This window comes from Pseudomonas sp. S10E 269, assembly GCF_002798465.1.
In the GTDB taxonomy this organism is placed as follows: domain Bacteria; phylum Pseudomonadota; class Gammaproteobacteria; order Pseudomonadales; family Pseudomonadaceae; genus Aquipseudomonas; species Aquipseudomonas pergaminensis.
In genome coordinates, this window is sequence record NZ_PHIJ01000001.1 from 3309746 (window position 1) to 3335561 (window position 25816).

At 59.0% G+C, this 25816-nt stretch carries 15 protein-coding genes, 2 tRNA genes and 3 rRNA genes; 17 read left to right on the forward strand and 3 right to left on the reverse strand.

The features are described 5' to 3' along the window. The first annotated feature begins 15 nt into the window (after positions 1-15). The 13 genes from msrP (at position 16) to CWC48_RS15420 (ending at position 19213) form a co-directional block, all read left to right on the forward strand. Positions 16-1029: a protein-methionine-sulfoxide reductase catalytic subunit MsrP gene (gene msrP / locus CWC48_RS15355; RefSeq protein ID WP_078050192.1), complete on the forward strand. Its 1014-nt coding sequence runs from the start codon at positions 16-18 to the stop codon at positions 1027-1029. Then, positions 1029-1649: a protein-methionine-sulfoxide reductase heme-binding subunit MsrQ gene (gene msrQ, locus CWC48_RS15360; RefSeq protein WP_078050191.1), complete on the forward strand. Its 621-nt coding sequence runs from the start codon at positions 1029-1031 to the stop codon at positions 1647-1649. The genes msrP and msrQ overlap by 1 nt, the downstream gene beginning before the upstream one ends. A gap of 545 nt (positions 1650-2194) precedes the next feature. Continuing rightward, positions 2195-3731 (forward strand): 16S ribosomal RNA (locus CWC48_RS15370). A gap of 82 nt (positions 3732-3813) precedes the next feature. After that, positions 3814-3890 (forward strand) — tRNA-Ile (locus tag CWC48_RS15375). A gap of 30 nt (positions 3891-3920) precedes the next feature. Then, positions 3921-3996, forward strand: a tRNA-Ala gene (locus tag CWC48_RS15380). Between the two features lie 248 nt (positions 3997-4244). After that, a 23S ribosomal RNA gene (locus CWC48_RS15385) occupies positions 4245-7136 on the forward strand. A gap of 157 nt (positions 7137-7293) precedes the next feature. Beyond that, a 5S ribosomal RNA gene (gene rrf / locus CWC48_RS15390) occupies positions 7294-7409 on the forward strand. The 16S, 23S and 5S rRNA genes sit together here with 2 tRNA genes alongside, the layout of an rRNA operon. Before the next feature lie 145 nt (positions 7410-7554). Continuing rightward, positions 7555-11004, forward strand: a complete 3450-nt coding sequence (gene recC / locus CWC48_RS15395; RefSeq protein WP_100492147.1) for an exodeoxyribonuclease V subunit gamma — start codon at positions 7555-7557, stop codon at positions 11002-11004. Further along, complete coding sequence (gene recB / locus CWC48_RS15400) at positions 11001-14675, forward strand: exodeoxyribonuclease V subunit beta (protein WP_100492148.1); 3675 nt, start codon at positions 11001-11003, stop codon at positions 14673-14675. Before recC ends, recB begins: the two co-directional genes overlap by 4 nt. Further along, positions 14672-16741: an exodeoxyribonuclease V subunit alpha gene (gene recD / locus CWC48_RS15405; RefSeq protein ID WP_100492149.1), complete on the forward strand. Its 2070-nt coding sequence runs from the start codon at positions 14672-14674 to the stop codon at positions 16739-16741. The genes recB and recD overlap by 4 nt, the downstream gene beginning before the upstream one ends. Positions 16742-16882: 141 nt before the next feature. Beyond that, the gene (locus CWC48_RS15410) at positions 16883-17458 is read left to right on the forward strand and encodes a YfiR family protein (RefSeq protein ID WP_078050186.1); all 576 of its coding nucleotides are present in this window, start codon (positions 16883-16885) and stop codon (positions 17456-17458) included. Then, on the forward strand, positions 17455-18717 hold the full coding sequence (locus CWC48_RS15415) for a diguanylate cyclase domain-containing protein (protein ID WP_099492576.1): 1263 nt from the start codon (positions 17455-17457) through the stop codon (positions 18715-18717). Before CWC48_RS15410 ends, CWC48_RS15415 begins: the two co-directional genes overlap by 4 nt. 4 nt (positions 18718-18721) lie before the next feature. Beyond that, complete coding sequence (locus CWC48_RS15420; RefSeq protein ID WP_078050184.1) at positions 18722-19213, forward strand: OmpA family protein; 492 nt, start codon at positions 18722-18724, stop codon at positions 19211-19213. Positions 19214-19428: 215 nt separating this feature from the next. Here CWC48_RS15420 and CWC48_RS15425 read toward each other — a convergent pair whose 3' ends face one another. Both CWC48_RS15425 and CWC48_RS15430 read right to left on the reverse strand, forming a co-directional pair. Further along, a complete protein-coding gene (locus CWC48_RS15425) occupies positions 19429-19695 on the reverse strand; it encodes a DUF3077 domain-containing protein (RefSeq protein WP_256581661.1) in 267 nt (88 codons plus the stop codon). A 314-nt stretch (positions 19696-20009) separates the two neighbouring features. Next, positions 20010-20957, reverse strand: a complete 948-nt coding sequence (locus tag CWC48_RS15430) for a LysR family transcriptional regulator (RefSeq protein WP_028617937.1) — start codon at positions 20955-20957, stop codon at positions 20010-20012. Positions 20958-21086: 129 nt separating this feature from the next. On the opposite strand from CWC48_RS15430, the gene CWC48_RS15435 reads away from it, so the two are divergent. After that, positions 21087-22604: a CoA-acylating methylmalonate-semialdehyde dehydrogenase gene (locus tag CWC48_RS15435; RefSeq protein WP_016974890.1), complete on the forward strand. Its 1518-nt coding sequence runs from the start codon at positions 21087-21089 to the stop codon at positions 22602-22604. Between the two features lie 15 nt (positions 22605-22619). Continuing rightward, on the forward strand, positions 22620-23507 hold the full coding sequence (mmsB, locus tag CWC48_RS15440) for a 3-hydroxyisobutyrate dehydrogenase (protein WP_078050183.1): 888 nt from the start codon (positions 22620-22622) through the stop codon (positions 23505-23507). 48 nt (positions 23508-23555) lie between these two features. On the opposite strand, the gene CWC48_RS15445 is transcribed toward mmsB, so the two are convergent. Further along, positions 23556-23900: a cupin domain-containing protein gene (locus CWC48_RS15445; protein ID WP_010206533.1), complete on the reverse strand. Its 345-nt coding sequence runs from the start codon at positions 23898-23900 to the stop codon at positions 23556-23558. 375 nt (positions 23901-24275) lie between these two features. Between CWC48_RS15445 and kynB the strand changes: the two genes are divergently transcribed. Then, on the forward strand, positions 24276-24926 hold the full coding sequence (gene kynB, locus CWC48_RS15450) for an arylformamidase (RefSeq protein ID WP_100492150.1): 651 nt from the start codon (positions 24276-24278) through the stop codon (positions 24924-24926). Next, the gene (gene kynA / locus CWC48_RS15455) at positions 24923-25780 is read left to right on the forward strand and encodes a tryptophan 2,3-dioxygenase (RefSeq protein WP_078050181.1); all 858 of its coding nucleotides are present in this window, start codon (positions 24923-24925) and stop codon (positions 25778-25780) included. The genes kynB and kynA overlap by 4 nt, the downstream gene beginning before the upstream one ends. Positions 25781-25816: the final 36 nt, after the last annotated feature.

Genomic DNA, 25816 nt, shown 5'->3' on the forward strand with positions numbered 1-25816 from the left:
TGCTGCGGAGTTGCCATGTTAATCAAATTGCCTAAAGCGTCCGATTGCCACGAATCGGATGTCACGCCTGAATCCTTCTACCTCTCTCGCCGCAGCCTGCTCGGTGGTGCGCTTGCCGGTATTGCAGCCAGCAGCTTGCCGCGTTGGGCCGGTGCTGACGAGGCCTCGCGTTATGCCGATGTTGAGTCGGGCAGGGCGCCGGGCTGGTTTGCCGAGAAGCTGCCAGGCACCAAATGGCAGGCCGTCACCGTTAAGGACGAGGCCATCACGCCCTTCAAGGACGCAACGCACTACAACAATTTCTATGAGTTCGGTACCGACAAGGGCGACCCGGCAGCCAATGCGGGCTCACTCAAGACCGAGCCTTGGAGTGTGGTCATTGATGGCGAGGTTGCGAAGCCAGGCCGTTATGCCCTGGAAGACTTCATGAAGCCTTATCAGTTGGAAGAGCGCATCTACCGTCTACGCTGTGTTGAGGCGTGGTCCATGGTGATCCCCTGGATAGGTTTCCCGATCTCAGCGTTGCTCAAGCAGGTCGAGCCGACCTCCAAAGCCAAATACATCCGTTTTGAAACCCTTCAGGACCCGAAGAGCATGCCAGGGCAGCGTTCGAGTTTTGGTTTGATCGACTGGCCTTATGTAGAGGGCTTGCGTCTGGATGAGGCGATGAACCCTTTGGCAATCCTGGCGGTAGGTATGTATGGGCGCGAATTGCCTAACCAGAATGGCGCACCGCTGCGCTTGGTGGTGCCGTGGAAGTATGGCTTCAAGAGTGTGAAGTCCATTGTGCGCATCAGCCTCGTGAGCGAGCAGCCGAAAACCACCTGGCAAAGCATTGCTGCCAATGAGTATGGGTTCTATGCAAATGTGAACCCGACGGTCGATCACCCACGCTGGACCCAGGCCCGGGAGCGTCGCCTGCCGAGCGGCTTGTTCAGTCCCAATGTGCGTGAGACGCAGATGTTCAATGGTTACTCGGATGAGGTGGCCTCTCTTTATACCGATCTCGATCTGCGGAAAAACTACTGATGCGTTACCCGATCTGGCGCATTGGCGTCTTTATAACGGCGGCGGTATGGCCACTGTTTTGGCTCTATGAGGCGTGGAGTTCTGCTCTGGGGCCGGATCCGGGCAAGGTGCTGGTCGATCGGCTGGGGCTCGGTACTCTTATTCTTTTGCTGATCACCCTAGCAATGACGCCGCTGCAGAAGCTCAGTGGTTGGGCGGGGTGGATAGCGGTGCGGCGGCAACTGGGGTTGTGGTGCTTTGCCTATGTTGTGCTGCACCTGGCTGCATATTGCGTGTTTGTGCTTGGCTTGGACTGGTCACAACTGGGTGTGGAGTTGCGCAAGCGGCCCTACATTATTGTCGGCGCGTTGGCTTTCCTGTTGCTGTTGGTATTGGCGGTGACGTCGAATCGTTACAGTCAGCGTCGTATGGGAAGTCGTTGGAAGAAGCTTCACCGCCTGGTGTATGCGATTCTTGGGCTTGGCTTGCTGCATATGCTGTGGATCGTGCGAGCTGATCTGAAGGAGTGGGCTATCTATGCTTCTATAGGTGCGTTGCTCTTGGTGTTGCGGATACCCGCTGTAATGCGGCGAATCCCAAGGCTTATTGCGAAAAAACCACTTTCTGCAACAAAAGTGTAATTAGGGGTTGACGGCAGATTCTGGAAGTCTATAATTCGCCCCACTTCCGGCGCAGTCGAAACGGAAAACTCCTTGGTAAACAAAGAGTTACGCAGAATTCGACAGCGACTTGCTTCAGGTCATCGAAGCCCAGAAGGAGTTGGTAGAGCAGTGTTGTTTGGCTCTATTAACGTTTCGATCTTCTCGGTCGAAAGCGGAGAAAAAGAGGTGTTGACAGCAGCGTGTAACGCTGTAGAATTCGCCTCCCGCTAACGAGAGATCGGAAGCGCAAGTGGTTGAAGTTGTTGAAGAAATCTTCGAAAACTTCTGAAAATAATCACTTGACAGCAAATGAGGCTGCTGTAGAATGCGCTCCTCGGTTGAGACGAAAGATCTTAACCAACCGCTCTTTAACAACTGAATCAAGCAATTCGTGTGGGTGCTTGTGGAGTCAGACTGATAGTCAACAAGATTATCAGCATCACAAGTTACTCCGCGAGAAATCAAAGATGTAACCAACGATTGCTGAGCCAAGTTTAGGGTTTCTTAAAAACCCAAAGATGTTTGAACTGAAGAGTTTGATCATGGCTCAGATTGAACGCTGGCGGCAGGCCTAACACATGCAAGTCGAGCGGTAGAGAGAAGCTTGCTTCTCTTGAGAGCGGCGGACGGGTGAGTAATGCCTAGGAATCTGCCTGGTAGTGGGGGATAACGTTCGGAAACGGACGCTAATACCGCATACGTCCTACGGGAGAAAGCAGGGGACCTTCGGGCCTTGCGCTATCAGATGAGCCTAGGTCGGATTAGCTAGTTGGTGGGGTAATGGCTCACCAAGGCGACGATCCGTAACTGGTCTGAGAGGATGATCAGTCACACTGGAACTGAGACACGGTCCAGACTCCTACGGGAGGCAGCAGTGGGGAATATTGGACAATGGGCGAAAGCCTGATCCAGCCATGCCGCGTGTGTGAAGAAGGTCTTCGGATTGTAAAGCACTTTAAGTTGGGAGGAAGGGTTGTAGATTAATACTCTGCAATTTTGACGTTACCGACAGAATAAGCACCGGCTAACTCTGTGCCAGCAGCCGCGGTAATACAGAGGGTGCAAGCGTTAATCGGAATTACTGGGCGTAAAGCGCGCGTAGGTGGTTTGTTAAGTTGGATGTGAAATCCCCGGGCTCAACCTGGGAACTGCATTCAAAACTGACTGACTAGAGTATGGTAGAGGGTGGTGGAATTTCCTGTGTAGCGGTGAAATGCGTAGATATAGGAAGGAACACCAGTGGCGAAGGCGACCACCTGGACTAATACTGACACTGAGGTGCGAAAGCGTGGGGAGCAAACAGGATTAGATACCCTGGTAGTCCACGCCGTAAACGATGTCAACTAGCCGTTGGAAGCCTTGAGCTTTTAGTGGCGCAGCTAACGCATTAAGTTGACCGCCTGGGGAGTACGGCCGCAAGGTTAAAACTCAAATGAATTGACGGGGGCCCGCACAAGCGGTGGAGCATGTGGTTTAATTCGAAGCAACGCGAAGAACCTTACCAGGCCTTGACATCCAATGAACTTTCTAGAGATAGATTGGTGCCTTCGGGAACATTGAGACAGGTGCTGCATGGCTGTCGTCAGCTCGTGTCGTGAGATGTTGGGTTAAGTCCCGTAACGAGCGCAACCCTTGTCCTTAGTTACCAGCACGTTATGGTGGGCACTCTAAGGAGACTGCCGGTGACAAACCGGAGGAAGGTGGGGATGACGTCAAGTCATCATGGCCCTTACGGCCTGGGCTACACACGTGCTACAATGGTCGGTACAGAGGGTTGCCAAGCCGCGAGGTGGAGCTAATCCCATAAAACCGATCGTAGTCCGGATCGCAGTCTGCAACTCGACTGCGTGAAGTCGGAATCGCTAGTAATCGCGAATCAGAATGTCGCGGTGAATACGTTCCCGGGCCTTGTACACACCGCCCGTCACACCATGGGAGTGGGTTGCACCAGAAGTAGCTAGTCTAACCTTCGGGAGGACGGTTACCACGGTGTGATTCATGACTGGGGTGAAGTCGTAACAAGGTAGCCGTAGGGGAACCTGCGGCTGGATCACCTCCTTAATCGACGACATCAGCTGCTCCATAAGTTCCCACACGAATTGCTTGATTCATTGAAGAAGACGATAAGAAGCAGCCCGAAATTGGGTCTGTAGCTCAGTTGGTTAGAGCGCACCCCTGATAAGGGTGAGGTCGGCAGTTCGAATCTGCCCAGACCCACCAATTTTGTGTGGGAAACGCCTGTAGAAATACGGGGCCATAGCTCAGCTGGGAGAGCGCCTGCCTTGCACGCAGGAGGTCAACGGTTCGATCCCGTTTGGCTCCACCACTACTGCTTCTGAAGTTTTGAAAGCTTAGAAATGAGCATTCCATCCAAGCGATGGTGAATGTTGATTTCTAGTCTTTGATTAGATCGTTCTTTAAAAATTTGGGTATGTGATAGAAAGATAGACTGAACGTTACTTTCACTGGTAACGGATCAGGCTAAGGTAAAATTTGTGAGTTCTCTTAATTGAGAAATTCGAATTTTCGGCGAATGTCGTCTTCACAGTATAACCAGATTGCTTGGGGTTATATGGTCAAGTGAAGAAGCGCATACGGTGGATGCCTTGGCAGTCAGAGGCGATGAAAGACGTGGTAGCCTGCGAAAAGCTTCGGGGAGTCGGCAAACAGACTTTGATCCGGAGATGTCTGAATGGGGGAACCCAGCCATCATAAGATGGTTATCTTGTACTGAATACATAGGTGCAAGAGGCGAACCAGGGGAACTGAAACATCTAAGTACCCTGAGGAAAAGAAATCAACCGAGATTCCCTTAGTAGTGGCGAGCGAACGGGGACTAGCCCTTAAGTGGCTTTGAGATTAGCGGAACGCTCTGGAAAGTGCGGCCATAGTGGGTGATAGCCCTGTACGCGAAAATCTCTTAGTCATGAAATCGAGTAGGACGGAGCACGAGAAACTTTGTCTGAATATGGGGGGACCATCCTCCAAGGCTAAATACTACTGACTGACCGATAGTGAACTAGTACCGTGAGGGAAAGGCGAAAAGAACCCCGGAGAGGGGAGTGAAATAGATCCTGAAACCGTATGCGTACAAGCAGTGGGAGCAGACTTTGTTCTGTGACTGCGTACCTTTTGTATAATGGGTCAGCGACTTATTTTCAGTGGCGAGCTTAACCGAATAGGGGAGGCGTAGCGAAAGCGAGTCTTAATAGGGCGTCTAGTCGCTGGGAATAGACCCGAAACCGGGCGATCTATCCATGGGCAGGTTGAAGGTTGGGTAACACTAACTGGAGGACCGAACCGACTACCGTTGAAAAGTTAGCGGATGACCTGTGGATCGGAGTGAAAGGCTAATCAAGCTCGGAGATAGCTGGTTCTCCTCGAAAGCTATTTAGGTAGCGCCTCATGTATCACTGTAGGGGGTAGAGCACTGTTTCGGCTAGGGGGTCATCCCGACTTACCAAACCGATGCAAACTCCGAATACCTACAAGTGCCGAGCATGGGAGACACACGGCGGGTGCTAACGTCCGTCGTGAAAAGGGAAACAACCCAGACCGTCAGCTAAGGTCCCAAAGTTATGGTTAAGTGGGAAACGATGTGGGAAGGCTTAGACAGCTAGGAGGTTGGCTTAGAAGCAGCCACCCTTTAAAGAAAGCGTAATAGCTCACTAGTCGAGTCGGCCTGCGCGGAAGATGTAACGGGGCTCAAACCATACACCGAAGCTACGGGTATCACGTAAGTGATGCGGTAGAGGAGCGTTCTGTAAGCCTGTGAAGGTGAGTTGAGAAGCTTGCTGGAGGTATCAGAAGTGCGAATGCTGACATGAGTAACGACAATGGGTGTGAAAAACACCCACGCCGAAAGACCAAGGTTTCCTGCGCAACGTTAATCGACGCAGGGTTAGTCGGTCCCTAAGGCGAGGCTGAAAAGCGTAGTCGATGGAAAACAGGTTAATATTCCTGTACTTCTGGTTATTGCGATGGAGGGACGGAGAAGGCTAGGCCAGCTTGGCGTTGGTTGTCCAAGTTTAAGGTGGTAGGCTGAGATCTTAGGTAAATCCGGGATCTTAAGGCCGAGAGCTGATGACGAGTTAACTTTTAGTTAACGAAGTGGTTGATGCCATGCTTCCAAGAAAAGCTTCTAAGCTTCAGGTAACCAGGAACCGTACCCCAAACCGACACAGGTGGTTGGGTAGAGAATACCAAGGCGCTTGAGAGAACTCGGGTGAAGGAACTAGGCAAAATGGCACCGTAACTTCGGGAGAAGGTGCGCCGGTGAGGGTGAAGGACTTGCTCCGTAAGCTCATGCCGGTCGAAGATACCAGGCCGCTGCGACTGTTTATTAAAAACACAGCACTCTGCAAACACGAAAGTGGACGTATAGGGTGTGACGCCTGCCCGGTGCCGGAAGGTTAATTGATGGGGTTAGCTAACGCGAAGCTCTTGATCGAAGCCCCGGTAAACGGCGGCCGTAACTATAACGGTCCTAAGGTAGCGAAATTCCTTGTCGGGTAAGTTCCGACCTGCACGAATGGCGTAACGATGGCGGCGCTGTCTCCACCCGAGACTCAGTGAAATTGAAATCGCTGTGAAGATGCAGTGTATCCGCGGCTAGACGGAAAGACCCCGTGAACCTTTACTATAGCTTTGCACTGGACTTTGAATTTGCTTGTGTAGGATAGGTGGGAGGCTTTGAAGCGTGGACGCCAGTTCGCGTGGAGCCATCCTTGAAATACCACCCTGGCAACTTTGAGGTTCTAACTCAGGTCCGTTATCCGGATCGAGGACAGTGTATGGTGGGTAGTTTGACTGGGGCGGTCTCCTCCTAAAGAGTAACGGAGGAGTACGAAGGTGCGCTCAGACCGGTCGGAAATCGGTCGTAGAGTATAAAGGCAAAAGCGCGCTTGACTGCGAGACAGACACGTCGAGCAGGTACGAAAGTAGGTCTTAGTGATCCGGTGGTTCTGTATGGAAGGGCCATCGCTCAACGGATAAAAGGTACTCCGGGGATAACAGGCTGATACCGCCCAAGAGTTCATATCGACGGCGGTGTTTGGCACCTCGATGTCGGCTCATCACATCCTGGGGCTGAAGCCGGTCCCAAGGGTATGGCTGTTCGCCATTTAAAGTGGTACGCGAGCTGGGTTTAGAACGTCGTGAGACAGTTCGGTCCCTATCTGCCGTGGACGTTTGAGATTTGAGAGGGGCTGCTCCTAGTACGAGAGGACCGGAGTGGACGAACCTCTGGTGTTCCGGTTGTCACGCCAGTGGCATTGCCGGGTAGCTATGTTCGGAATAGATAACCGCTGAAAGCATCTAAGCGGGAAACTAGCCTCAAGATGAGATCTCACTGGAACCTTGAGTTCCCTGAAGGGCCGTCGAAGACTACGACGTTGATAGGTTGGGTGTGTAAGCGCTGTGAGGCGTTGAGCTAACCAATACTAATTGCCCGTGAGGCTTGACCATATAACACCCAAGCAATTTGACTACTCTAACGAGCATCAGATTGCGGTGTGTGAAGACGAAATGAACCGAAAGTTCGACGTTCACAAAACACCGAAAGCTGTCACATACCCAATTTGCTGAAGCGAGGCCAGCTGGTCACGACTCAGTACCCGAATTTCTTGACGACCATAGAGCATTGGAACCACCTGATCCCATCCCGAACTCAGCAGTGAAACGATGCATCGCCGATGGTAGTGTGGGGTTTCCCCATGTGAGAGTAGGTCATCGTCAAGATTAAATTCCAGAACCCCTGTTTGCTAACGCAAACAGGGGTTTTGTTTTGGGCGGTCGAAAAGACAGCTAACATCCGAGTTCCGCCAAAAACTGCCCACGGTGCTAAAGTCGCACCCTCGATTTTGCTTTTCCCAAGGAAGCCGTTATGCCGGATGCGACGTCCCTCAGTGCTGGATTCATGGTGGTTCACGGCAACCGCCTGGACGAGCTGCGCAGCCTGGTGGTCAGCTGGATGCGCCGTTATCCCCTGGCCCCTCTGGAAAACGAAATCGCCCTGGTACAAAGCAACGGTATCGCCCAGTGGCTCAAGCTGGCCCTGGCTGAAGATCCGGAAGACGACGACATGGGCGGTTGTGGCATCGCTGCCGCAATTGACGTGCAACTGCCCGGCAGCTTCATGTGGCAGCTCTACCGCATGGTCCTGGGTCGTGACGAAATTCCGCCCAAGTCCCTGCTCGATAAAGCCCCATTGACCTGGCGCCTGATGCGTCTGCTCCCGGAGCTTATCGATCAACCGCACTTCGAACCGCTGCAGCGCTTCCTCACCCACGACACCGACCTGCGCAAACGCTACCAACTCGCCGAACGCCTGGCTGACTTGTTCGACCAATACCAGGTTTACCGCGCCGACTGGCTGGAAGACTGGGCCGCCGGCCGCCACCAATTGCGTAACGGCCGGGGCGAATCCAAGCCCCTTAACCCAGCCAACTGCTGGCAAGCCGAACTGTGGCGCGCATTACTGTTGGATGTAGGTGAAGAAGGCATGGCCGAAAGCCGTGCCGGCGTTCACCAGCGCTTCATCGAGCGCATCAATTCCCTAGACAGCGCGCCCCCAGGCTTGCCATCCAGGGTCATCGTTTTCGGCATCTCCTCGTTGCCAGCACAGGCACTGGAAGCCCTCGCCGGTCTCGCGCGATTCAGCCAAGTCTTGCTCTGCGTACATAACCCTTGTCGCCATCATTGGTCCGACATCGTCGCCGACAAAGACCTACTACGTAACGAATACAAGCGTCAGGCTCGCAAAGCGGGCATGCCGGTCACCATCGACCCACAAACCCTGCACCAGCACGCTCACCCGTTATTGGCCGCGTGGGGTAAACAAGGCCGTGACTACATCAGCCTCCTGGACAGCTACGACGATCCCAACAGCTACCGCGCCGCATTCCGTGACGGCCGCATCGACCTGTTCAGCGACAGCGAACCGACCACACTGCTCAACCAGCTCCAGGACGATATCCTCGAACTGCGCCCACTCAACGAAACCCGCGAGCTATGGCCAGCTGTCGATCTGGACCGCGATACCTCAATTCGTTTCCACATTGCACACAGCGCCCAACGCGAAGTGGAAATCCTCCACGACCAACTGCTCCAGCGCTTCAGTGCCGACCCCACGCTGCGCCCCCGGGACATCATCGTCATGGTCCCCGACGTCGACAGCTACGCGCCGCACATCCGCGCCGTATTCGGCCAGCTTGAGCGCAACGACCCACGCTTCATCCCGTTCACCCTGACTGATCAAGGCCAGCGCGGTCGCGACCCTCTGCTCATCGCCGTCGAACACTTGCTGAAACTCCCCGATAGCCGCTTCCCCGTCAGCGAAATCCTCGACCTGCTTGATGTTCCGGCCCTACGCGAACGCTTTGTCATCAAAGAGCGTGACCTGCCCACATTGCACCGCTGGATAGAAGGCGCCGGCATCCGCTGGGGGCTTAGCGCCGAACAACGTGCCAGCCTTGGCCTGCCACCGGAGCTGGAACAAAACAGCTGGCGTTTCGGCCTGCGCCGCATGTTGCTCGGTTACGCCGTAGGCACCGGCGCCGCGTGTGATGGCATCGAGCCCTACGACGAAATCGGTGGCCTCGACGCCGCCCTGATTGGTCCACTGGTTGCCTTGCTCGACGCACTCAACGACGCCCATCAAGCTTTGTCGCAGCCCGCATCGCCCAAAGAGTGGGGCGAACGCCTGCAACGCCTGATGCAACTGTTCTTCCTGCCGAGCAGCGAACACGACGACTACCTGCTGAGCCAACTCGAGCAACTCAGAGAGACTTGGTTGGAAACCTGCGAGTCCGTAGGGCTGCAGGACCAATTACCACTTACCGTAGTCCGTGAAGCTTGGCTCGCCGGCCTCGACCAAGGTCGCCTGTCCCAACGCTTCCTTGCTGGAGCTGTCAATTTCTGCACCCTGATGCCCATGCGTGCGATCCCCTTCAAGCTGGTCTGCCTGCTCGGCATGAACGACGGTGATTACCCGCGTGCGCAACCTCCGCTGGACTTCGACCTGATGGGCAGCGACTACCGCCCCGGCGACCGTTCACGCCGTGAAGACGACCGCTACCTGCTGCTCGAAGCCCTGCTTTCAGCACGTGACCAGCTCTATATCAGCTGGGTCGGCCGCAGCATCCGTGACAACAGTGACCGCCCGGCCTCGGTACTGATCGGCCAGCTGCGTGACCATCTCGCCAGCGGCTGGCACCTCGCAAACAGTGACACGCCGCTGATTGAAGCCATGACACAAGAGCATCCGCTGCAACCGTTCAGCGCCCGTTATTTCCATGAGGGCGATGCGCTGTTCAGCTACGCGCGCGAATGGCAGTTGCTCCACGAGGCCTCCGATGCCATCCCAGCCAAACACGACCTAGCCCCCCATCAACAGGAAGAACCCCTGAGTCTCGGCCAGCTTCAAGACTTCCTGCGCAATCCAGTCAAACACTTCTTCAGCCAACGCCTGAAAGTGTTCTTCGAAGCCGCCGAAGTGCCGCTGGCTGACGAAGAGCCCTTCGTTCTCGACGCACTGCAACGCTATAGCCTGAGCGACAGCCTACTCAGCGCCGCACTCACACAACCCGATCACCTCGACCAGGCGCTGAACGCACAGGCCTTGCGTTTACAAGGCAGTGGCCTGTTGCCGATGGTGGGTTTCGGTGAGTGCCTGCGCAACGAGCTGATCGAGCCCTTGCCCGATCTGCTGCGACGCTACCAGCAGTTGCTGGCCCTTTGGCCCACCCCGCACCCCGGCGCCGAGCCCGTCAGTTTTGAGCATCATGGCGTTCACTTGGAAGGCTGGGTCAGCGGTCTGCATCGGCGCAGTGATGGCGGTTTACTCAGCGTCACCACCATTCCCAACAGTATCGGCTCGATCAAGACCCGCAAATGGCATCGCCTGATTCGCCCCTGGGTCAATCACGTGGTCGCCTGTGCCTGCGGTCTGCCGTTAAGCACCGGCTTGGTCGCCAGCGACGAGACCCTGCTCCTGCCACCACTGGACAGATCCAATGCCCAGGAAGTCCTCGGCAACTTGCTGCTCGCCTGGCAAATCGGAATGAGCCAGCCACTGCCCGTTGCCGTGAAAACCGCTTTCGCGTGGCTCAGCCAAACCGATCCTGCCAAGGCGCAAGCAGCTGCCAGTAAAGCCTACGAAGGCGACGGCCTGACCACCGATGGCGAGCGTCGCGAAACCCCGGCGCTCACCCGGCAATTTCCCGACTACGCCACACTCATCGCCAGCGAAGAGTTCGAAGGGTGGTGCGAAACCCTGTATCGCCCGCTGCTCAACGCACCCTGGCGATCACTCACTGGCGAGGACGGCGCATGACCAGCAAACCCTTGGCCCTTGCGTTTCCGCTCAAAGGCAGTCAGCTGATTGAAGCCAGCGCCGGCACCGGCAAAACGTTCACCATCTCCGCCCTTTACCTGCGCCTGGTCCTCGGTCACGGTGGCGAAGACGCAGGCTTTGGCCGTGAATTGCTGCCGCCACAAATCTTGGTGGTGACCTTCACCGACGCCGCCACCAAGGAGCTGCGCGAACGGATCCGCATCCGTCTGGCTGAAGCCGCGCGCTTTTTCCGCGAAGAAATCGAACAGCCCGACACCCTGATCGCCGATCTGCGCGCCGACTACCCCTCCGAACAATGGCCTGCCTGCGCCAATCGCCTGGACATCGCCGCCCAGTGGATGGACGAAGCCGCTGTCTCAACCATCCACAGTTGGTGCCAGCGCATGCTGCGCGAACATGCCTTCGACAGTGGCAGCCTGTTCACCCAGACCCTGGAAACCGACCACAGCGACTTGCTCGGCGAAGTGTTGCGTGATTACTGGCGGCTGTTCTGCTACCCGATGCGCGACGATGCGCTCAACTGGGTACGCAATAACTGGAGCGGCCCCGCCGCGTTGATGCCACGGGTACGCGCGTTGTTTGGCAGCGAACGGCCTACGGATGAAACCCGCGAGCCTGCCGAGCTGATCAACGCCTGCCTGCAAGAGCGCCGCGAAGCACTGCAGACACTCAAGGCCCCCTGGCAACAATGGGCCGCCGAGCTGCGCGATATCTGCCTGCAAGCCGTGGCCGCCAAGGCCGTCGATGGCCGCAAGATGCAAGCGCGCTACTTCGAGCCCTGGTTCGAAAAAATCAGCGCCTGGGCCGCTGACGAATCCCTCGAGCAACTGGACATCGGCACCGGCTTCACCCGCCTGACGCCCGACGGCATGGCCGAAGCCTGGAAAGGCGAGCCGCCCCAGCACCCCGGTATCGACGCGATGGCCGGACTCAAGGCGGCCCTTGATGCGCTGCCGACCCCCGACGCCGCCGTGTTGCAGCACGCCGCCGGCTGGGTGGGCAAACGCTTCGAGGAAGAAAAGCGGCGCCGCGCCGAAATGGGTTTCGACGACATGCTCATCCGCCTCAACGCTGCGCTCCAGGCCGACGGTGGCGAACGCCTGGCCAGTGTGATCCGCGAGCAGTTCCCCGTGGCCTTGATCGATGAGTTCCAAGACACCGACCCGGTGCAATACAGCATTTTCGACAGTATCTACCGCATCGAAGAAAACCACCTCGACAGCGGGCTGTTCCTGATCGGCGATCCCAAGCAAGCGATTTACGCCTTCCGGGGCGCCGACATCTACACCTACCTGCGCGCCCGGCAATCCACTACCGGCCGCCACCACACACTGGGCACCAACTTCCGCTCCAGCCACGCAATGGTGGAGGCGGTGAACCACGTGTTCCAGCGTGCGGAAACAGGTCGCGGCGCGTTCCTGTTCCGCGAGCCGAAGGGTGAAAACCCGGTGCCTTTCCATTCGGTGCAGTCCCAGGGTCGCAAAGAGCAACTTCAGGTGGATGGCCAGACACTGCCGGCCATGAACCTCTGGCACTTGCCCACCGACCAGCCGGTGTCCAATGCGGTTTATCGTCAGCAATTGGCTGCCGCCTGTGCCACACACATTGTTGAATTGCTCAACGGCGGGCAGCAAGGTACTGCTGGCTTCCTTCAGCCAGATGCAAGCTTCAAGGGCGTGCTCCCGTCAGACATCGCCATCCTCGTGCGCGATGGCAAGGAGGCCCAGGCCGTACGTGCCGAACTGGCTGCCCGTGGTGTGCGCAGTGTGTATCTGTCCGACAAGGACTCGGTGTTCGCTGCCCAAGAGGCCCACGACCTGCTCGCCTGGCTAAAGGCCTGCGCCGAGCCGGATGTCGAGCGCCCGCTGCGCGCCGCCTTGGCGTGCGTCACCCTGAACCTGTCGTTGCCGGAACTGGAGCGTCTGAACCAGGATGAGCTGGCGTGGGAAAGCCGCGTCATGCAGTTCCGTGGCTACCGCGCAATATGGCGGACCCAAGGCGTGCTGCCGATGCTGCGCCGCCTGCTGCACGACTTTAAATTGCCGCAAACCCTGATCGCACGCAGCGATGGCGAACGCGTGCTGACCAACCTGCTGCACCTCAGTGAATTGCTGCAACAAGCGGCATCGGAACTGGATGGCGAACAGGCACTGATCCGACATCTGGCCGAACACCTGGCACTCTCCGGCCAAGCGGGTGAAGAACAAATCCTGCGTCTGGAGAGTGATGAGCAACTGGTCAAGGTGGTGACGATCCACAAGTCAAAAGGCCTGGAGTACGACCTGGTTTTCCTGCCGTTTATCTGCTCGGCCAAACCAGTGGACGGCAGCCGGTTGCCGCTGCACTACCACGATGAACACGGCAAATCCCAGGTCAGCCTGCGCCCAACGCCTGAGTTGATCGTCCAGGCTGATAACGAGCGCCTGGCCGAAGACCTGCGCCTGTTGTATGTAGCGCTTACCCGCGCCAAGCATGCATGCTGGCTGGGCATCGCCGACCTCAAGCGCGGCAACAGCAATAGCTCCGTATTGCATCTTTCAGCGCTGGGCTACTTGCTCGGCGCTGGAGCGTCGTTGGCGGAGTCTGCCGGTTTGGCACGCTGGCTATTGGACCTGCAAGCAGGGTGTCCCGCCATCGACTACACCCAAGTGCCCGACGCGCAAGACATCGTCTTTCACCCACCTCGCAACGAAGCCAGGCTGCGGGCGCCCTTGCTGCCCAAGCGCAAGGCCGCAGAAAACTGGTGGATTGCCTCCTACAGCGCGTTGCGCATCGGCGACAGCATGAGCGCTGCCTCGCTCGAAGCGCCGGAGAGCCCACAGGCCCAGAAGCTCTTCGATGACGAGCGTCTCGACCCCGATGCACCGCGCGAAGTGGCGGCGTCCGGCGGCGATATTCACCGTTTCCCACGCGGCCCGAACCCAGGGACTTTCCTTCACGGTCTGCTGGAATGGGCGGGGGAGGAGGGCTTCAACGTCACGCCCGAGGCCATCGAAAAGGCAGTCGGCGCACGCTGCAATCGGCGCAACTGGGAAGGCTGGATCATTACCCTCAGCGGCTGGCTCGGCCACCTGTTGCAAACGCCACTGCCGGTGGATAACGGGCATGTCTCCCTCAGCGATTTGCAGCAGTACCAAATCGAGATGGAGTTCTGGTTCGCCAGCCACAAAGTTGACGTCCTCGCTCTCGACAAACTGGTATGCCAATACACCCATAACGGCGTTTCCCGCGTTGCCGCCGAACCCGTGCTGCTCAATGGTATGTTCAAGGGGTTTATCGACTTGACCTTCGAACATGACGGCCGCTATTACGTGGCCGATTACAAATCCAACTGGCTCGGTCCCGACGATTCGGCCTACACCCCGGACGCCATGGAACAGTCGATCCTCGATCATCGGTACGACCTGCAATACGTGCTTTACCTGCTGGCCCTGCATCGCCAACTCAAGGCGCGCGTGCCGGACTACGACTACGACCGCCATGTCGGCGGCGCGCTGTACCTGTTCCTGCGCGGCACCCAGTCGGCGAGCCAGGGTGCGTATTTCACCCGGCCGCCACGGGAACTGATCGAAGGCCTGGACCTGTTGTTCCAGGGCAAGCCCATCCCGCCCAAGGTTGAGCCCGCCTGGGAACAAGGAGTGTTGTTATGAGCCTGTCGCCGTTACCGCTGGAGGCGCTGATGCCCCTCAGCAACGCCGCCGATCTGGTGCAACTGCTGGAACGTTGGGTCGATCGCGGTTGGTTGCGCGCCCTGGACAAAGCCTTCGTCGGCTTCCTGCACGAACTTGAACCCCACGCTGACCCGCTGGTGCTGCTGGCTGCCGCGCTGACCAGCCATCAATTGGGCCATGGCCACGTCTGCCTCGACCTGTTCGAAACCCTCAAGGCACCGGACTTTGCCCTGTCGTTGCCGCCTGAAGGCGACCTGCAAACCGGCGCCATGCTGCTGCCGTCGCAGTTGCTCGACGGCCTCGATGGCGCCCACTGGTGCCATGCGCTGGCCGCCAGCCATCTGGTGGCGTTGGCAGTTGATGGCAGCGAAGCCGCCCAGAGTCGCCCCTTGGTCCTGTCCGGCAAGCGCCTGTACCTGCGCCGCTACTGGACCTACGAGCGGCGCATTGACACCGCCTTGCGCCTGCGGCTCGCCACTCAGGAAAGCATCGCCGCCGATTTGCCGCAGCGCCTCGACAGCCTGTTCGACCAACCGCCGCCCGATGGTGTGATCGACTGGCAAAAGCTCGCCTGTGCACTGGCTACCCGCGGTGCATTCAGCATCGTCACCGGCGGCCCCGGTACCGGCAAGACCACCACCGTGGTGCGTCTGCTCGCGCTGTTGCAGGCGCCGGCTGTGGAGTCCGGCAGTCCATTGCGCATTCGCCTCGCCGCGCCTACCGGCAAGGCGGCGGCACGCCTCACCGAGTCCATCAGCCAGCAAGTGCTGTCGCTGAAAGTACCGGACAACGTGAAGGAAAAGATCCCGACCCAGGTCACCACCGTTCACCGCTTGCTGGGCAGTCGCCCGGGAACGCGGCATTTTCGTCATCACATCGGCAACCCATTGCCCCTGGATGTGCTGGTCGTCGACGAAGCCTCGATGATCGACCTGGAAATGATGGCCAACCTGCTCGACGCCTTGCCGCCCCATGCTCGCCTGGTCCTGTTGGGCGACAAGGACCAACTGGCGTCGGTAGAGGCGGGCGCGGTACTGGGTGATTTGTGCCGCGACGCCGAAGCTGGCTTCTACAGCGCCGAGACCCGCCAATGGCTGCAAGCCATCAGCGGTGAAGACCTCAGCGCCACTGGCCTGCAGGAAGATCTCGACGGTACCCATCCCCTGGCACAGCAAGTGGTGATGCTGCGCTACTCGCGACGTTTCGGTGAAGGCAGTGGCATCGGCCAACTGGCACGTTGGGTCAACCAGCAAAACGCCGAAGAAGCCCGCAAGCTGTTGGCGGCGCGCAGTCACGATGACCTGTTCTGTGTCAGCCTCAAGGGCGAGCATGACCACGCCCTGGAACGCTTGGTACTGGACGGGCAAGGTGGCGGTGCCGAGGGTTATCGCTATTACCTCAACCTGTTGCAAAGCGCGCGGCCAGCCCCCGGCACCCCACGTGAAGACCCCGCCTGGACCCTCTGGGCGCAGCAGCTGCTGCAAGCCTTCGACGCGTTCCAACTGCTCTGTGCGGTACGCAAAGGTCCCTGGGGTGTGGAAGGCCTGAACCTGCGCATCACCGCGGCCTTGCGCAAGGTGCGGCTGATCGAAGGCGACGAGCAATGGTACGAAGGCCGCCCCGTGCTGATGACCCGCAACGATTACGGCCTGGGCTTGATGAACGGTGACATCGGCATTGCCCTCAAATTGCCCGAAAGCGACGGCGGCCCCCAGGTGCTGCGTGTGGCCTTCCCACGTAACGATGGTCAGGGCGGCGTGCGGTTTGTGCTGCCCAGCCGTCTGAATGATGTGGAAACCGTGTACGCCATGACCGTGCATAAATCCCAGGGCTCGGAGTTCACCCACACTGCGCTGATCCTGCCGGATGCCTTGAACCCGGTGCTCACCAAAGAGTTGATCTACACCGGCATCACCCGGGCCAAGCGCTGGTTCAGCCTGATCGAGCCCCGTGGCGGCGTGTTCGAAGAAGCCGTAAGGCGCAAGGTCAAGCGCTTGAGTGGGTTGATGCTGGAGTTGGGTCACGAGCCTGAAAAAACTGACTGACAGATCATGTGATATTTCTGATTCAGGCGTCTGATTTTTCTGAAAAAATAGCGACCCCCATGAAGCCCCGTCTTCGCGGGGTTTTCCGCCGCTGTGCTATCGTTGCGGCATCATTTAAAAAACACCTGAGAGAATCGCTGCATGAACGTGGCTGTCTCGCCCACAGAGCGCAGTTTGAGCTGGAGACGCCTGCTGCTGGTGGCGGTCCTGTGTGTGCTTACGCCACACGCTTTTGCCCAGGCATCCGACCCCGCAGGCCTTGCCGCGCAACGCGCCCAGGCGGTCACCCAAGTGGTACTGGGTATCCTCAGTTATGCGCGCTGGCCGGTCGAGCCCGCGCAATTGCGCCTGTGTATCGTCGGCCCGACCCAATACACCGACGACCTGATCAAAGGCACCACACAGGCCACCGGCCGTCCGGTCGTGGTGCAGCGTCTGCTGGCCAGCCATTCGGATATCGTCAACGCGTGCGATGCGGTGTACATCGGAAAACTCAGTGCCGATGAGCGTGGTCAGCTGTTTACCTCGTTGATCGGTCATCCGGTGCTCAGCATCAGCGAAGGCGGCGACCAGTGTACGGTGGGAAGCCTGTTCTGCCTGCGGGTGGGGGATGAGCAGGTGTCCTTCGAGGTCAACCTCGACTCCGTGGCGCGCAGCGGCGTGCGCATTCACCCCAGCGTGCTGCAGTTGTCCCGTCGTCGAGCGCCTGCGCCATGAAGGTCGATAAAGTGCGACCGACATTGCGCTCGGTCATCGGCCGAGGGCACCTGATCCTGGCGCTGGTGGCCGTGATCCTGGCGAGCGTCTCGCTGACCTTGCTGGGGGTGTTGGCGCTGCGGGTGTATGCCGAACACAACCTGCACTTGATCGCGCGCTCCATTAACTACACCGTGGAAGCGGCGGTGGTGTTCAACGACAGCGCGGCAGCCACCGAAGCCCTCAGCCTGATCGCCTCCACCGAAGAGGTGGCCCAGGCCGAAGTCTTCGACGCCAATGGCAAGTTGCTGGCGCAGTGGATACGCCCGGATACCGGCATGCTCTCGCGGGTTGAGCTGGAACTGGCGCACACCTTGCTCGAACAACCCATCAGCCAGCCGATCCTCCACCAAGGGCGAGCCATCGGCAGCACTCACCTCACGGGTCACGGTGGCAGCCTGCTGCGCTTCCTGCTCAGCGGCCTGGCCGGGATCCTCATCTGCACCGCGCTCAGCGCGTGGATCGCCCTGCACTTGGCGCGACGCTTGTTACGCGGTATCACCGGCCCACTGCAAAGCCTTGCCGCCGTGGCCCACGCCGCCCGCAGCGAGCGCGACTTCGACCGCCGCGTACCACCGGCAAAAATCGCCGAACTCGACAGCCTGGGCAGTGACTTCAACGCCCTGCTCGGCGAGATGGAGGCCTGGCAAAATCACCTGCAAAGCGAAAACGAATCCCTTGCCCATCAGGCCAACCACGACAGTCTCACCGGCCTGCCCAACCGCGCGTTCTTCGAAGGCCGATTGATCCGTGCCCTGCGCAGCGCGGCCAAGGCCAAAGAGCAGGTGGCAGTGCTTTACCTCGACAGCGATCGCTTCAAAGAGATCAATGACAGCTTTGGCCACGCGGCCGGTGACGCCGTGCTCGTGGCCGTCGCCGAACGTGTACGGGCCCAGCTGCGTGAGGATGACCTGGTGGCGCGCCTGGGCGGTGACGAGTTCGCCATCCTGCTGGCGCCGCTGCACAAGGTAGAAGACGCCCAGCGCATCGCCGACAAGATCATCGCCAGCATGGACCAGCCCATCCCCGTGCCCGGCAACACTCAGGTATTGACCTCCCTCAGTATTGGCATCGCCATCTACCCTGATCATGGCGCCACACCCGGCACCTTGCTCAATGCTGCCGACGCGGCGATGTACCAGGCCAAACGTTTGTCCTCGGGCGGCCAGCAAACGGCAGAGTCGGAGCCCTCCGCCGCCAACGTTCACCACAGGAGCTGATCCCTTGTTCTCGACCGTGCGTTTCATGTTTATCCCCTTGCTGGTGGCACTGCTCGCCCTCGGCGGCTGCCAGACGCCCCCCCCCAAAGGCCTTACCCCGGCGCAAGTGGCCGTCCTCAAGCAACAAGGCTTTGAACTGACCGACGAAGGCTGGGCATTCGGCCTGTCCGGCAAAGTGCTGTTCGGCAGCGACGTCGAGACGCTCAACCCACCCAGCACCGAGATCGTCCAGCGCATCGGCAAGGCCCTGCTGGGCGTCGGCATCGAACGCGTCCGCATCGACGGCCACACCGATGCGTCGGGCAAGGAAGCCTACAACCAGCAACTGTCCCTGCGCCGCGCAAAAAGTGTGGCGACGGTGTTGACCGGTGTGGGCATGAAGGAAGAGAACATCCAGCTGCGCGGGCTGGGCAGCAGCGAGCCGGTGGCGCCGAATACCACGGTGGAGGGGCGCACGGAGAATAGGCGGGTGTCGATTGTGGTGATTGCGGACTGAACCCGTCCCGCCAATCTCAATGTGAAACCCAATCAACTGTGGGAGCTGGCTTGCCGGCGATAGCGGTCCATCAGCAAAGAATGTGCTGACTGACACACCGCCATCGCAGGCAAGCCAGCTCCCACACTTATTTGTGCAAGGCCTGGATTTTGCGGCTTACCCAGTTCAATTGTGGGAGCGGGCTTGCTCGCGAATGCGGTCATTCAGTTAAGAATTTATTGCCTTACCCACCGCCGTCGAAGGCAGGCCCCCACATCTGAACGGTGTGCGCTTAACGGTCCGGCGTGCATATCTAGGGCGGCTTCCATCGCGAGTTTCTTGGAGTAGAAAAGCACGGTGGAGGCGTGCTCTAACGCTTCCTCAATGGGCATGCCGGCGTTGACGCGGAACAGTGGTTTTTCGTTTTCGCCGTAGTCCCCGAAGGTGACGACGCCGAGGGTGGTGATGGAGGAGAGCGGTGGATCGGGGACGATTTTAGTCATGATCCATACCTGGGAGTTTAGGGAGCCACCCACTCATGTCGCTAAACATGAAAGGGTGGCAGCTGTGCGCAGGTTAGCGAACCGGACCCAGGACCCGGCAGACCCAAAGGTCTCCCACGCACAGCCGCCATAACACGACAACGACAAGCATGAAACGCTTGACGTTGGAGGCTGTGTCCGGGGTCGGGTCGCTAAACCCGTTCGCTGATGTCAGCGAAGTACGGAGGCTAATGACTCGAACCCTAAGGCACGATAGGCCGGAGATTCACTAGGAAACGTCCTGCAAATTAAAGCGAATCATCGTTGATGGCCCTTTAATCCGCGAACCTGATCTCCCTGGTCTCCCCCATCAACAGCCCCTGATTCTGCTCCGTCACCTCCCTGATGTAGTCCCACAACAACGTAATCCGCTTCAACTTCCTCAGGTCCTCCCGGCAATACATCCAGAACTGGCGAGTGATGGAAATCTGCTCCCCCAACACTGGCAACAACCGTGGATCCTGCGCCGCCAAAAAACACGGCAATATCGCCATCGACCGTCCTTGCTGCGCCGCCACGTACTGCGCGATCACACTGGTACTGCGCAGGCTGGCGCTGGCGCCGGGCACCACGTTTGCCAGGTACAGCAGCTCCGAGCTGAACGCCAAGTCATCTACATAGCTGATAAACGGATGCTCGGCCAAATCCGCAGGTTTGCGGATGGGCGGGTGTTGGTCCAGGTATTCCTGGGTCGCGTACAGCTGCAATTTGTAGTCGCACAGTTTGCAGCACACATACGGCCCATGTTCCGGCCGTTCCAGGGCGATGACGATGTCGGCTTCGCGCTTGGACAGGCTGATGAAGTGGGGCAGGGGCAGGATGTCCACCGAGATGGCCGGGTAGGTGTCGACGAAGTGGCTCAACTGCGGGGTGACGAAGAAGCTCCCGAACCCTTCGGTGCAGCCCATGCGCACATGGCCCGACAGCGCAACGCCGGAGCCGGAAACTTGCTCGCAGGCCATGTGCAGGGTGCTTTCGATGGACTCGGCATAGCCCAGCAGACGCTGGCCCTCGGTGGTGAGCACGAAACCGTTGGTCCGGGATTTTTCGAACAGCAGGGTGCCGAGTGACACTTCCAGTGAACTGATGCGCCGCGACACGGTGGTGTAGTCCACCGCCAGGCGCTTGGCGGCCACGCTGGCCTTGCGGGTGCGGGCCACTTCGAGGAAAAACTTCAGGTCATCCCAGTTCAGGGAGCCCAGCGACGTGATGTTTTTTTGCATATTGGTCCGGCTTTTATGTGCGTTCTTATTAGAGATTTGCACATCTATACTCCAAAAACAGTCCGAACGCCTCATTTCCCAAGGCGGTTACGCGCCTTGTCTCTGCATAAATATAAGATTGGAGACCACATGAACGCATCTGCCGATATTTCCGTGCAACAGGTCAAGTTGCTGATCAACGGCGAGTGGGTCGAGTCCAAGACCACAGAGTGGCAAGACATTGTCAACCCGGCCACCCAAGAGGTGCTGGCCAAAGTCCCGTTCGCCACGGCCGATGAGGTCAACGCTGCTATCGATGCCGCCCATCGCGCCTTCCAGACCTGGAAGCTGACGCCGATCGGTGCGCGCATGCGCATCATGCTCAAGCTGCAAGCCTTGATCCGCGAACATTCCAAGCGTATCGCCGTGGTCCTCAGCAACGAGCAGGGCAAGACCATTGCCGATGCCGAGGGCGATATTTTCCGTGGCCTGGAAGTGGTGGAACACGCCTGTTCCATCGGCACCCTGCAAATGGGCGAATTCGCTGAGAACGTCGCCGGTGGCGTCGACACCTACACCCTGCGCCAACCCATCGGCGTGTGCGCCGGTATCACTCCGTTCAACTTCCCGGCGATGATCCCGCTGTGGATGTTCCCGATGGCCATCGCCTGCGGTAACACCTTCGTCCTCAAGCCCTCCGAGCAGGACCCGCTGTCGACCATGCTGCTCGTCGAGCTGGCGCTGGAAGCTGGCGTGCCGGCTGGCGTGCTCAACGTGGTGCACGGCGGCAAGGATGTGGTGGATGCACTGTGCACCCACAAAGACATCAAGGCTGTGTCCTTCGTGGGCTCGACCGCCGTGGGCACTCACGTCTACGACTTGGCCGGCAAACACGGCAAGCGTGTGCAGTCGATGATGGGCGCCAAGAACCACGCCGTGGTGCTGCCGGATGCCAACCGTGAACATACCCTCAATGCTCTGGTCGGCGCCGGTTTCGGTGCGGCGGGCCAACGTTGCATGGCGACCTCGGTGGTGGTGCTGGTGGGCGCGTCCAAACAATGGCTGCCGGACCTGAAAGCGCTGGCGCAAAAGCTCAAGGTCAACGCGGGCAGTGAAGCGGGCACTGATGTCGGCCCGGTGATTTCCAAGCGCGCCAAGGCACGTATCCTGGAACTCATCGAGAGCGGCGTGAAAGAAGGCGCCAAGCTGGAGCTGGATGGCCGCGACATCAAGGTGCCGGGCTTCGAGCAAGGCAACTTTGTCGGCCCGACGCTGTTCTCGGGCGTGACCACCGATATGCAGATCTACACCCAGGAAATCTTCGGCCCGGTGCTGGTGGTGCTGGAGGTCGCGACCCTCGACGAGGCCATCGCCTTGGTCAACGCCAACCCGTTCGGCAACGGTACCGGCCTGTTCACCCAGAGCGGCGCGGCGGCGCGCAAGTTCCAGAGCGAGATCGATGTAGGCCAGGTCGGCATCAACATTCCTATCCCGGTGCCGGTCCCTTTCTTCAGCTTCACCGGCTCGCGCGGTTCCAAGCTCGGCGACCTCGGCCCGTACGGCAAGCAAGTGGTGCAGTTCTACACCCAGACCAAGACCGTCACCAGCCGCTGGTTCGATGACGACACGGTCAACGATGGCGTCAACACCACCATCAACCTGCGCTGATTCTGGGAGAAGACCATGAAGATTGCATTTATCGGCTTGGGCAACATGGGCGCACCCATGGCCCGCAACCTGATCAAGGCCGGCCATGCGCTGAACCTGTTCGACTTGAACCAGACAGTACTCAAGGAACTGGCCGAACTGGGTGGCACTGTCAGCGATTCACCACGCGATGCGGCAAAAGACGCTGAGCTGGTGATTACCATGCTGCCGGCGGCGGCGCATGTGCGCAGCGTGTGGCTGAATGAAGACGGGGTTTTGGCTGGCATCGGCAAAGGCGTACCGGCGGTGGATTGCAGCACCATCGACCCGCAAACCATTCGCGACGTAGCGACTGCGGCGGCCAAGCAAGGCGTAACCGTAGCCGACGCTCCGGTCTCCGGCGGCACCGGCGGCGCCGCGGCAGGGACGCTGACCTTCATGGTCGGCGCCACCCCGGAACTGTTCGCCACCCTGCACCCGGTGCTGGCACAGATGGGCCGCAACATCGTGCACTGCGGTGAAGTGGGCACCGGGCAAATCGCCAAGATCTGCAACAACCTGCTGTTGGGGATCAGCATGGTCGGCGTCAGTGAGGCCATGGCCTTGGGCGACGCGCTGGGCATCGACACCCAGGTGCTGGCTGGCATCATCAACAGCTCCACCGGGCGCTGCTGGAGTTCCGATACCTACAACCCATGGCCGGGGGTGATCGAAACCGCACCGTCGTCGCGTGGCTACACCGGCGGTTTCGGCGCCGACCTGATGCTCAAGGACCTGGGCCTGGCTACTGAGGCTGCACGTCAGGCCAAGCAACCCGTGATTCTGGGCGCTGTGGCCCAGCAGTTGTACCAATCGATGAGCCAGCGTGGGGAAGGGGGCAAGGACTTCTCGGCGATCATCAATAGCTATCGCAAGCCCAAGTAGGGGCGTTTCCGGGAGCCTGCTAATAGTGGGCTCCCGGGTTTTTGCGGCTCAAGCAAACACAAAATACTTACGCACTGTCTCGACCACTTCCCACGTCCCCTTCATCCCCGGTTCCACCACGAAGATATCCCCAGCTCGCAAGTGAATCGGCTCCAGGCCTTCCGGGGTGATGATGCAGTAGCCTTCCTGGAAGTGGCAGTATTCCCATTTCACGTAGTCCACGTACCACTTGCCCGGGGTGCAGATCCAGGTGCCCATGATCTTGCTGCCGTCTTCGCTGGTGTAGGCGTTGAGGTTGACGGTGTGCGGGTCGCCTTCGAGTTTTTCCCATTTGCACGCGTCCAGGACCGGCAGGGGGTGGGTGTCGCGCAGTACGGTGATGGGCTTGGACATGATGTCTCCAGGGCAGGGAATGGAAAGATCCACCCTAAGGCCTAGGGCGTTGCGTCAGTGGTCTGAACTCGACATCGGGATGCCCAGAAGCGCAGCGGTGTGATGATCCGGAAATTACCGCGAACCCTTGTGGGAGCCGGGCTTGCCCGCGATAGCGGAGTGTCAGGCTATGAAGATGCAAGCAGTGTCACCGTCATCGCGGGCAAGCCCGGCTCCCACAGGGCACGGTGGCGCATCCGGACGATATATTCGTGCGATTTATCGTCCTTTCTTCGCAGTAAGTGCGAAAGATTTCCCGTCTCACGCCAGAATTCGCAAGAAAATTCGCAGCCGGCCCTCGTATCATTCACCCCAGTAACCGCCGAGAGCCTTCAAATGAACCCAATAAAAACGTGGTGGGATATCAGCCCGCCCTTGAGTACGGCGACCCCGACCTGGCCTGGGGATACGCTGTTCCAGGAAGAGCGCGTGTGGCAATTTGGCCCGGAGTGTCCGGTGAATGTCGGGCGTATCACCTTGTCGCCTCACACTGGCGCCCATGTGGATGCACCGCTGCATTACAGCGCAGACGGCGCACCCATCGGCGAGGTGTCGCTGGACGTGTACATGGGCCCGTGTCGGGTGCTGCATTGCCTGGACAGCGGCGCGCTGGTGCAGCCGCATCAGTTGCAAGGCCGTGTGGATAACCTGCCCGAGCGTGTGTTGCTGCGCACTTATCCACAAGCGCCGCTGACTGAATGGGATTCGAATTTCACCGCCATCGCCCCGCAAACCATCGCGCTGCTGGCCAGCCTGGGCGTGCGTTTGATCGGGATCGATACGCCCTCGCTGGATCCGCAACAGTCCAAGACCATGGATGCCCACAACGCCGTGGCGCGCCACGGCATGGCGATTCTCGAAGGCATCGTGCTCGATGACGTACCGGAAGGCGACTATGAACTGATTGCTCTGCCGCTGCGTTTTGCCAACCTGGACGCGAGCCCGGTCCGCGCCATTCTCCGTCCGCTCAAGGAGCCCACGCGATGAGCCAATGTCCCTTCTCTGCCGATTACCAACCCCCGGAAGAATGGCATAACGCCGAGCTGAATTTTTCCGAGTCCATGAGCTATGGCGATTACCTGGACCTGGGCAAAGTCCTCAGCGCCCAGCACCCGCTGTCGCCGGACCACAACGAAATGCTGTTCATCATCCAGCATCAGACCTCCGAGTTGTGGATGAAACTGATGCTCCACGAACTCAAGGCCGCCCGTGAACACGTGCGCCTGGGCGAGCTGCCGCCAGCGTTCAAGATGCTGGCGCGGGTGTCGCGGATCTTCGATCAGCTGGTGCACGCCTGGGCCGTGCTGGCGACAATGACGCCGTCGGAATACAAAGCGATCCGCCCGTTCCTGGGGCAGTCGTCGGGGTTCCAGTCGTTCCAGTATCGCGAGATCGAATTTATCCTCGGCAATAAAAGCGCGGCGCTGTTGCGGCCTCACGCCCATCGGCCGGAGCTGTTGAACGAGCTGAAAGTGGCGATTGCCACGCCGTCGCTGTACGACGAAGCGATCAACCTGATGATCAAGGCCGGCCTGGCGATTGACCCGAAACGTGCCGAGCGCGACCCGACGGCGGCGACGGTTCACGATGAGTCCGTGGAGGCGGCATGGCGTGAGGTATACCGCGAGCCGAACCGCTACTGGGACCTGTATCAGTTGGCCGAGAAGTTTATCGACCTGGAAGACTCGTTCCGCCAATGGCGCTTCCGCCATGTGACGACGGTAGAGCGGATCATCGGCTTCCAGCCCGGTACGGGCGGCACGGAAGGCGTGGGGTATTTGCGCAAGATGCTCGACACGGTGTTGTTCCCAGAGCTCTGGCGAGTACGTTCCACGCTCTAAACAAAAAGCCCCGTATTACCGGGGCTTTTTCATTTT

Excerpts from the sequence above, each read along its gene's own strand:
- msrP (WP_078050192.1), top strand. The coding sequence starts at position 16 with ATGTTAATCAAATTGCCTAAAGCGTCCGATTGCCACGAATCGGATGTC.
- msrQ (WP_078050191.1), top strand. The coding sequence starts at position 1,029 with ATGCGTTACCCGATCTGGCGCATTGGCGTCTTTATAACGGCGGCGGTA.
- recC (WP_100492147.1), top strand. The coding sequence starts at position 7,555 with ATGCCGGATGCGACGTCCCTCAGTGCTGGATTCATGGTGGTTCACGGC.
- recB (WP_100492148.1), top strand. The coding sequence starts at position 11,001 with ATGACCAGCAAACCCTTGGCCCTTGCGTTTCCGCTCAAAGGCAGTCAG.
- recD (WP_100492149.1), top strand. The coding sequence starts at position 14,672 with ATGAGCCTGTCGCCGTTACCGCTGGAGGCGCTGATGCCCCTCAGCAAC.
- CWC48_RS15410 (WP_078050186.1), top strand. The coding sequence starts at position 16,883 with ATGAACGTGGCTGTCTCGCCCACAGAGCGCAGTTTGAGCTGGAGACGC.
- CWC48_RS15415 (WP_099492576.1), top strand. The coding sequence starts at position 17,455 with ATGAAGGTCGATAAAGTGCGACCGACATTGCGCTCGGTCATCGGCCGA.
- CWC48_RS15425 (WP_256581661.1), bottom strand. The coding sequence starts at position 19,695 with ATGACTAAAATCGTCCCCGATCCACCGCTCTCCTCCATCACCACCCTC.
- CWC48_RS15430 (WP_028617937.1), bottom strand. The coding sequence starts at position 20,957 with ATGCAAAAAAACATCACGTCGCTGGGCTCCCTGAACTGGGATGACCTG.
- CWC48_RS15435 (WP_016974890.1), top strand. The coding sequence starts at position 21,087 with ATGAACGCATCTGCCGATATTTCCGTGCAACAGGTCAAGTTGCTGATC.
- mmsB (WP_078050183.1), top strand. The coding sequence starts at position 22,620 with ATGAAGATTGCATTTATCGGCTTGGGCAACATGGGCGCACCCATGGCC.
- CWC48_RS15445 (WP_010206533.1), bottom strand. The coding sequence starts at position 23,900 with ATGTCCAAGCCCATCACCGTACTGCGCGACACCCACCCCCTGCCGGTC.
- kynB (WP_100492150.1), top strand. The coding sequence starts at position 24,276 with ATGAACCCAATAAAAACGTGGTGGGATATCAGCCCGCCCTTGAGTACG.
- kynA (WP_078050181.1), top strand. The coding sequence starts at position 24,923 with ATGAGCCAATGTCCCTTCTCTGCCGATTACCAACCCCCGGAAGAATGG.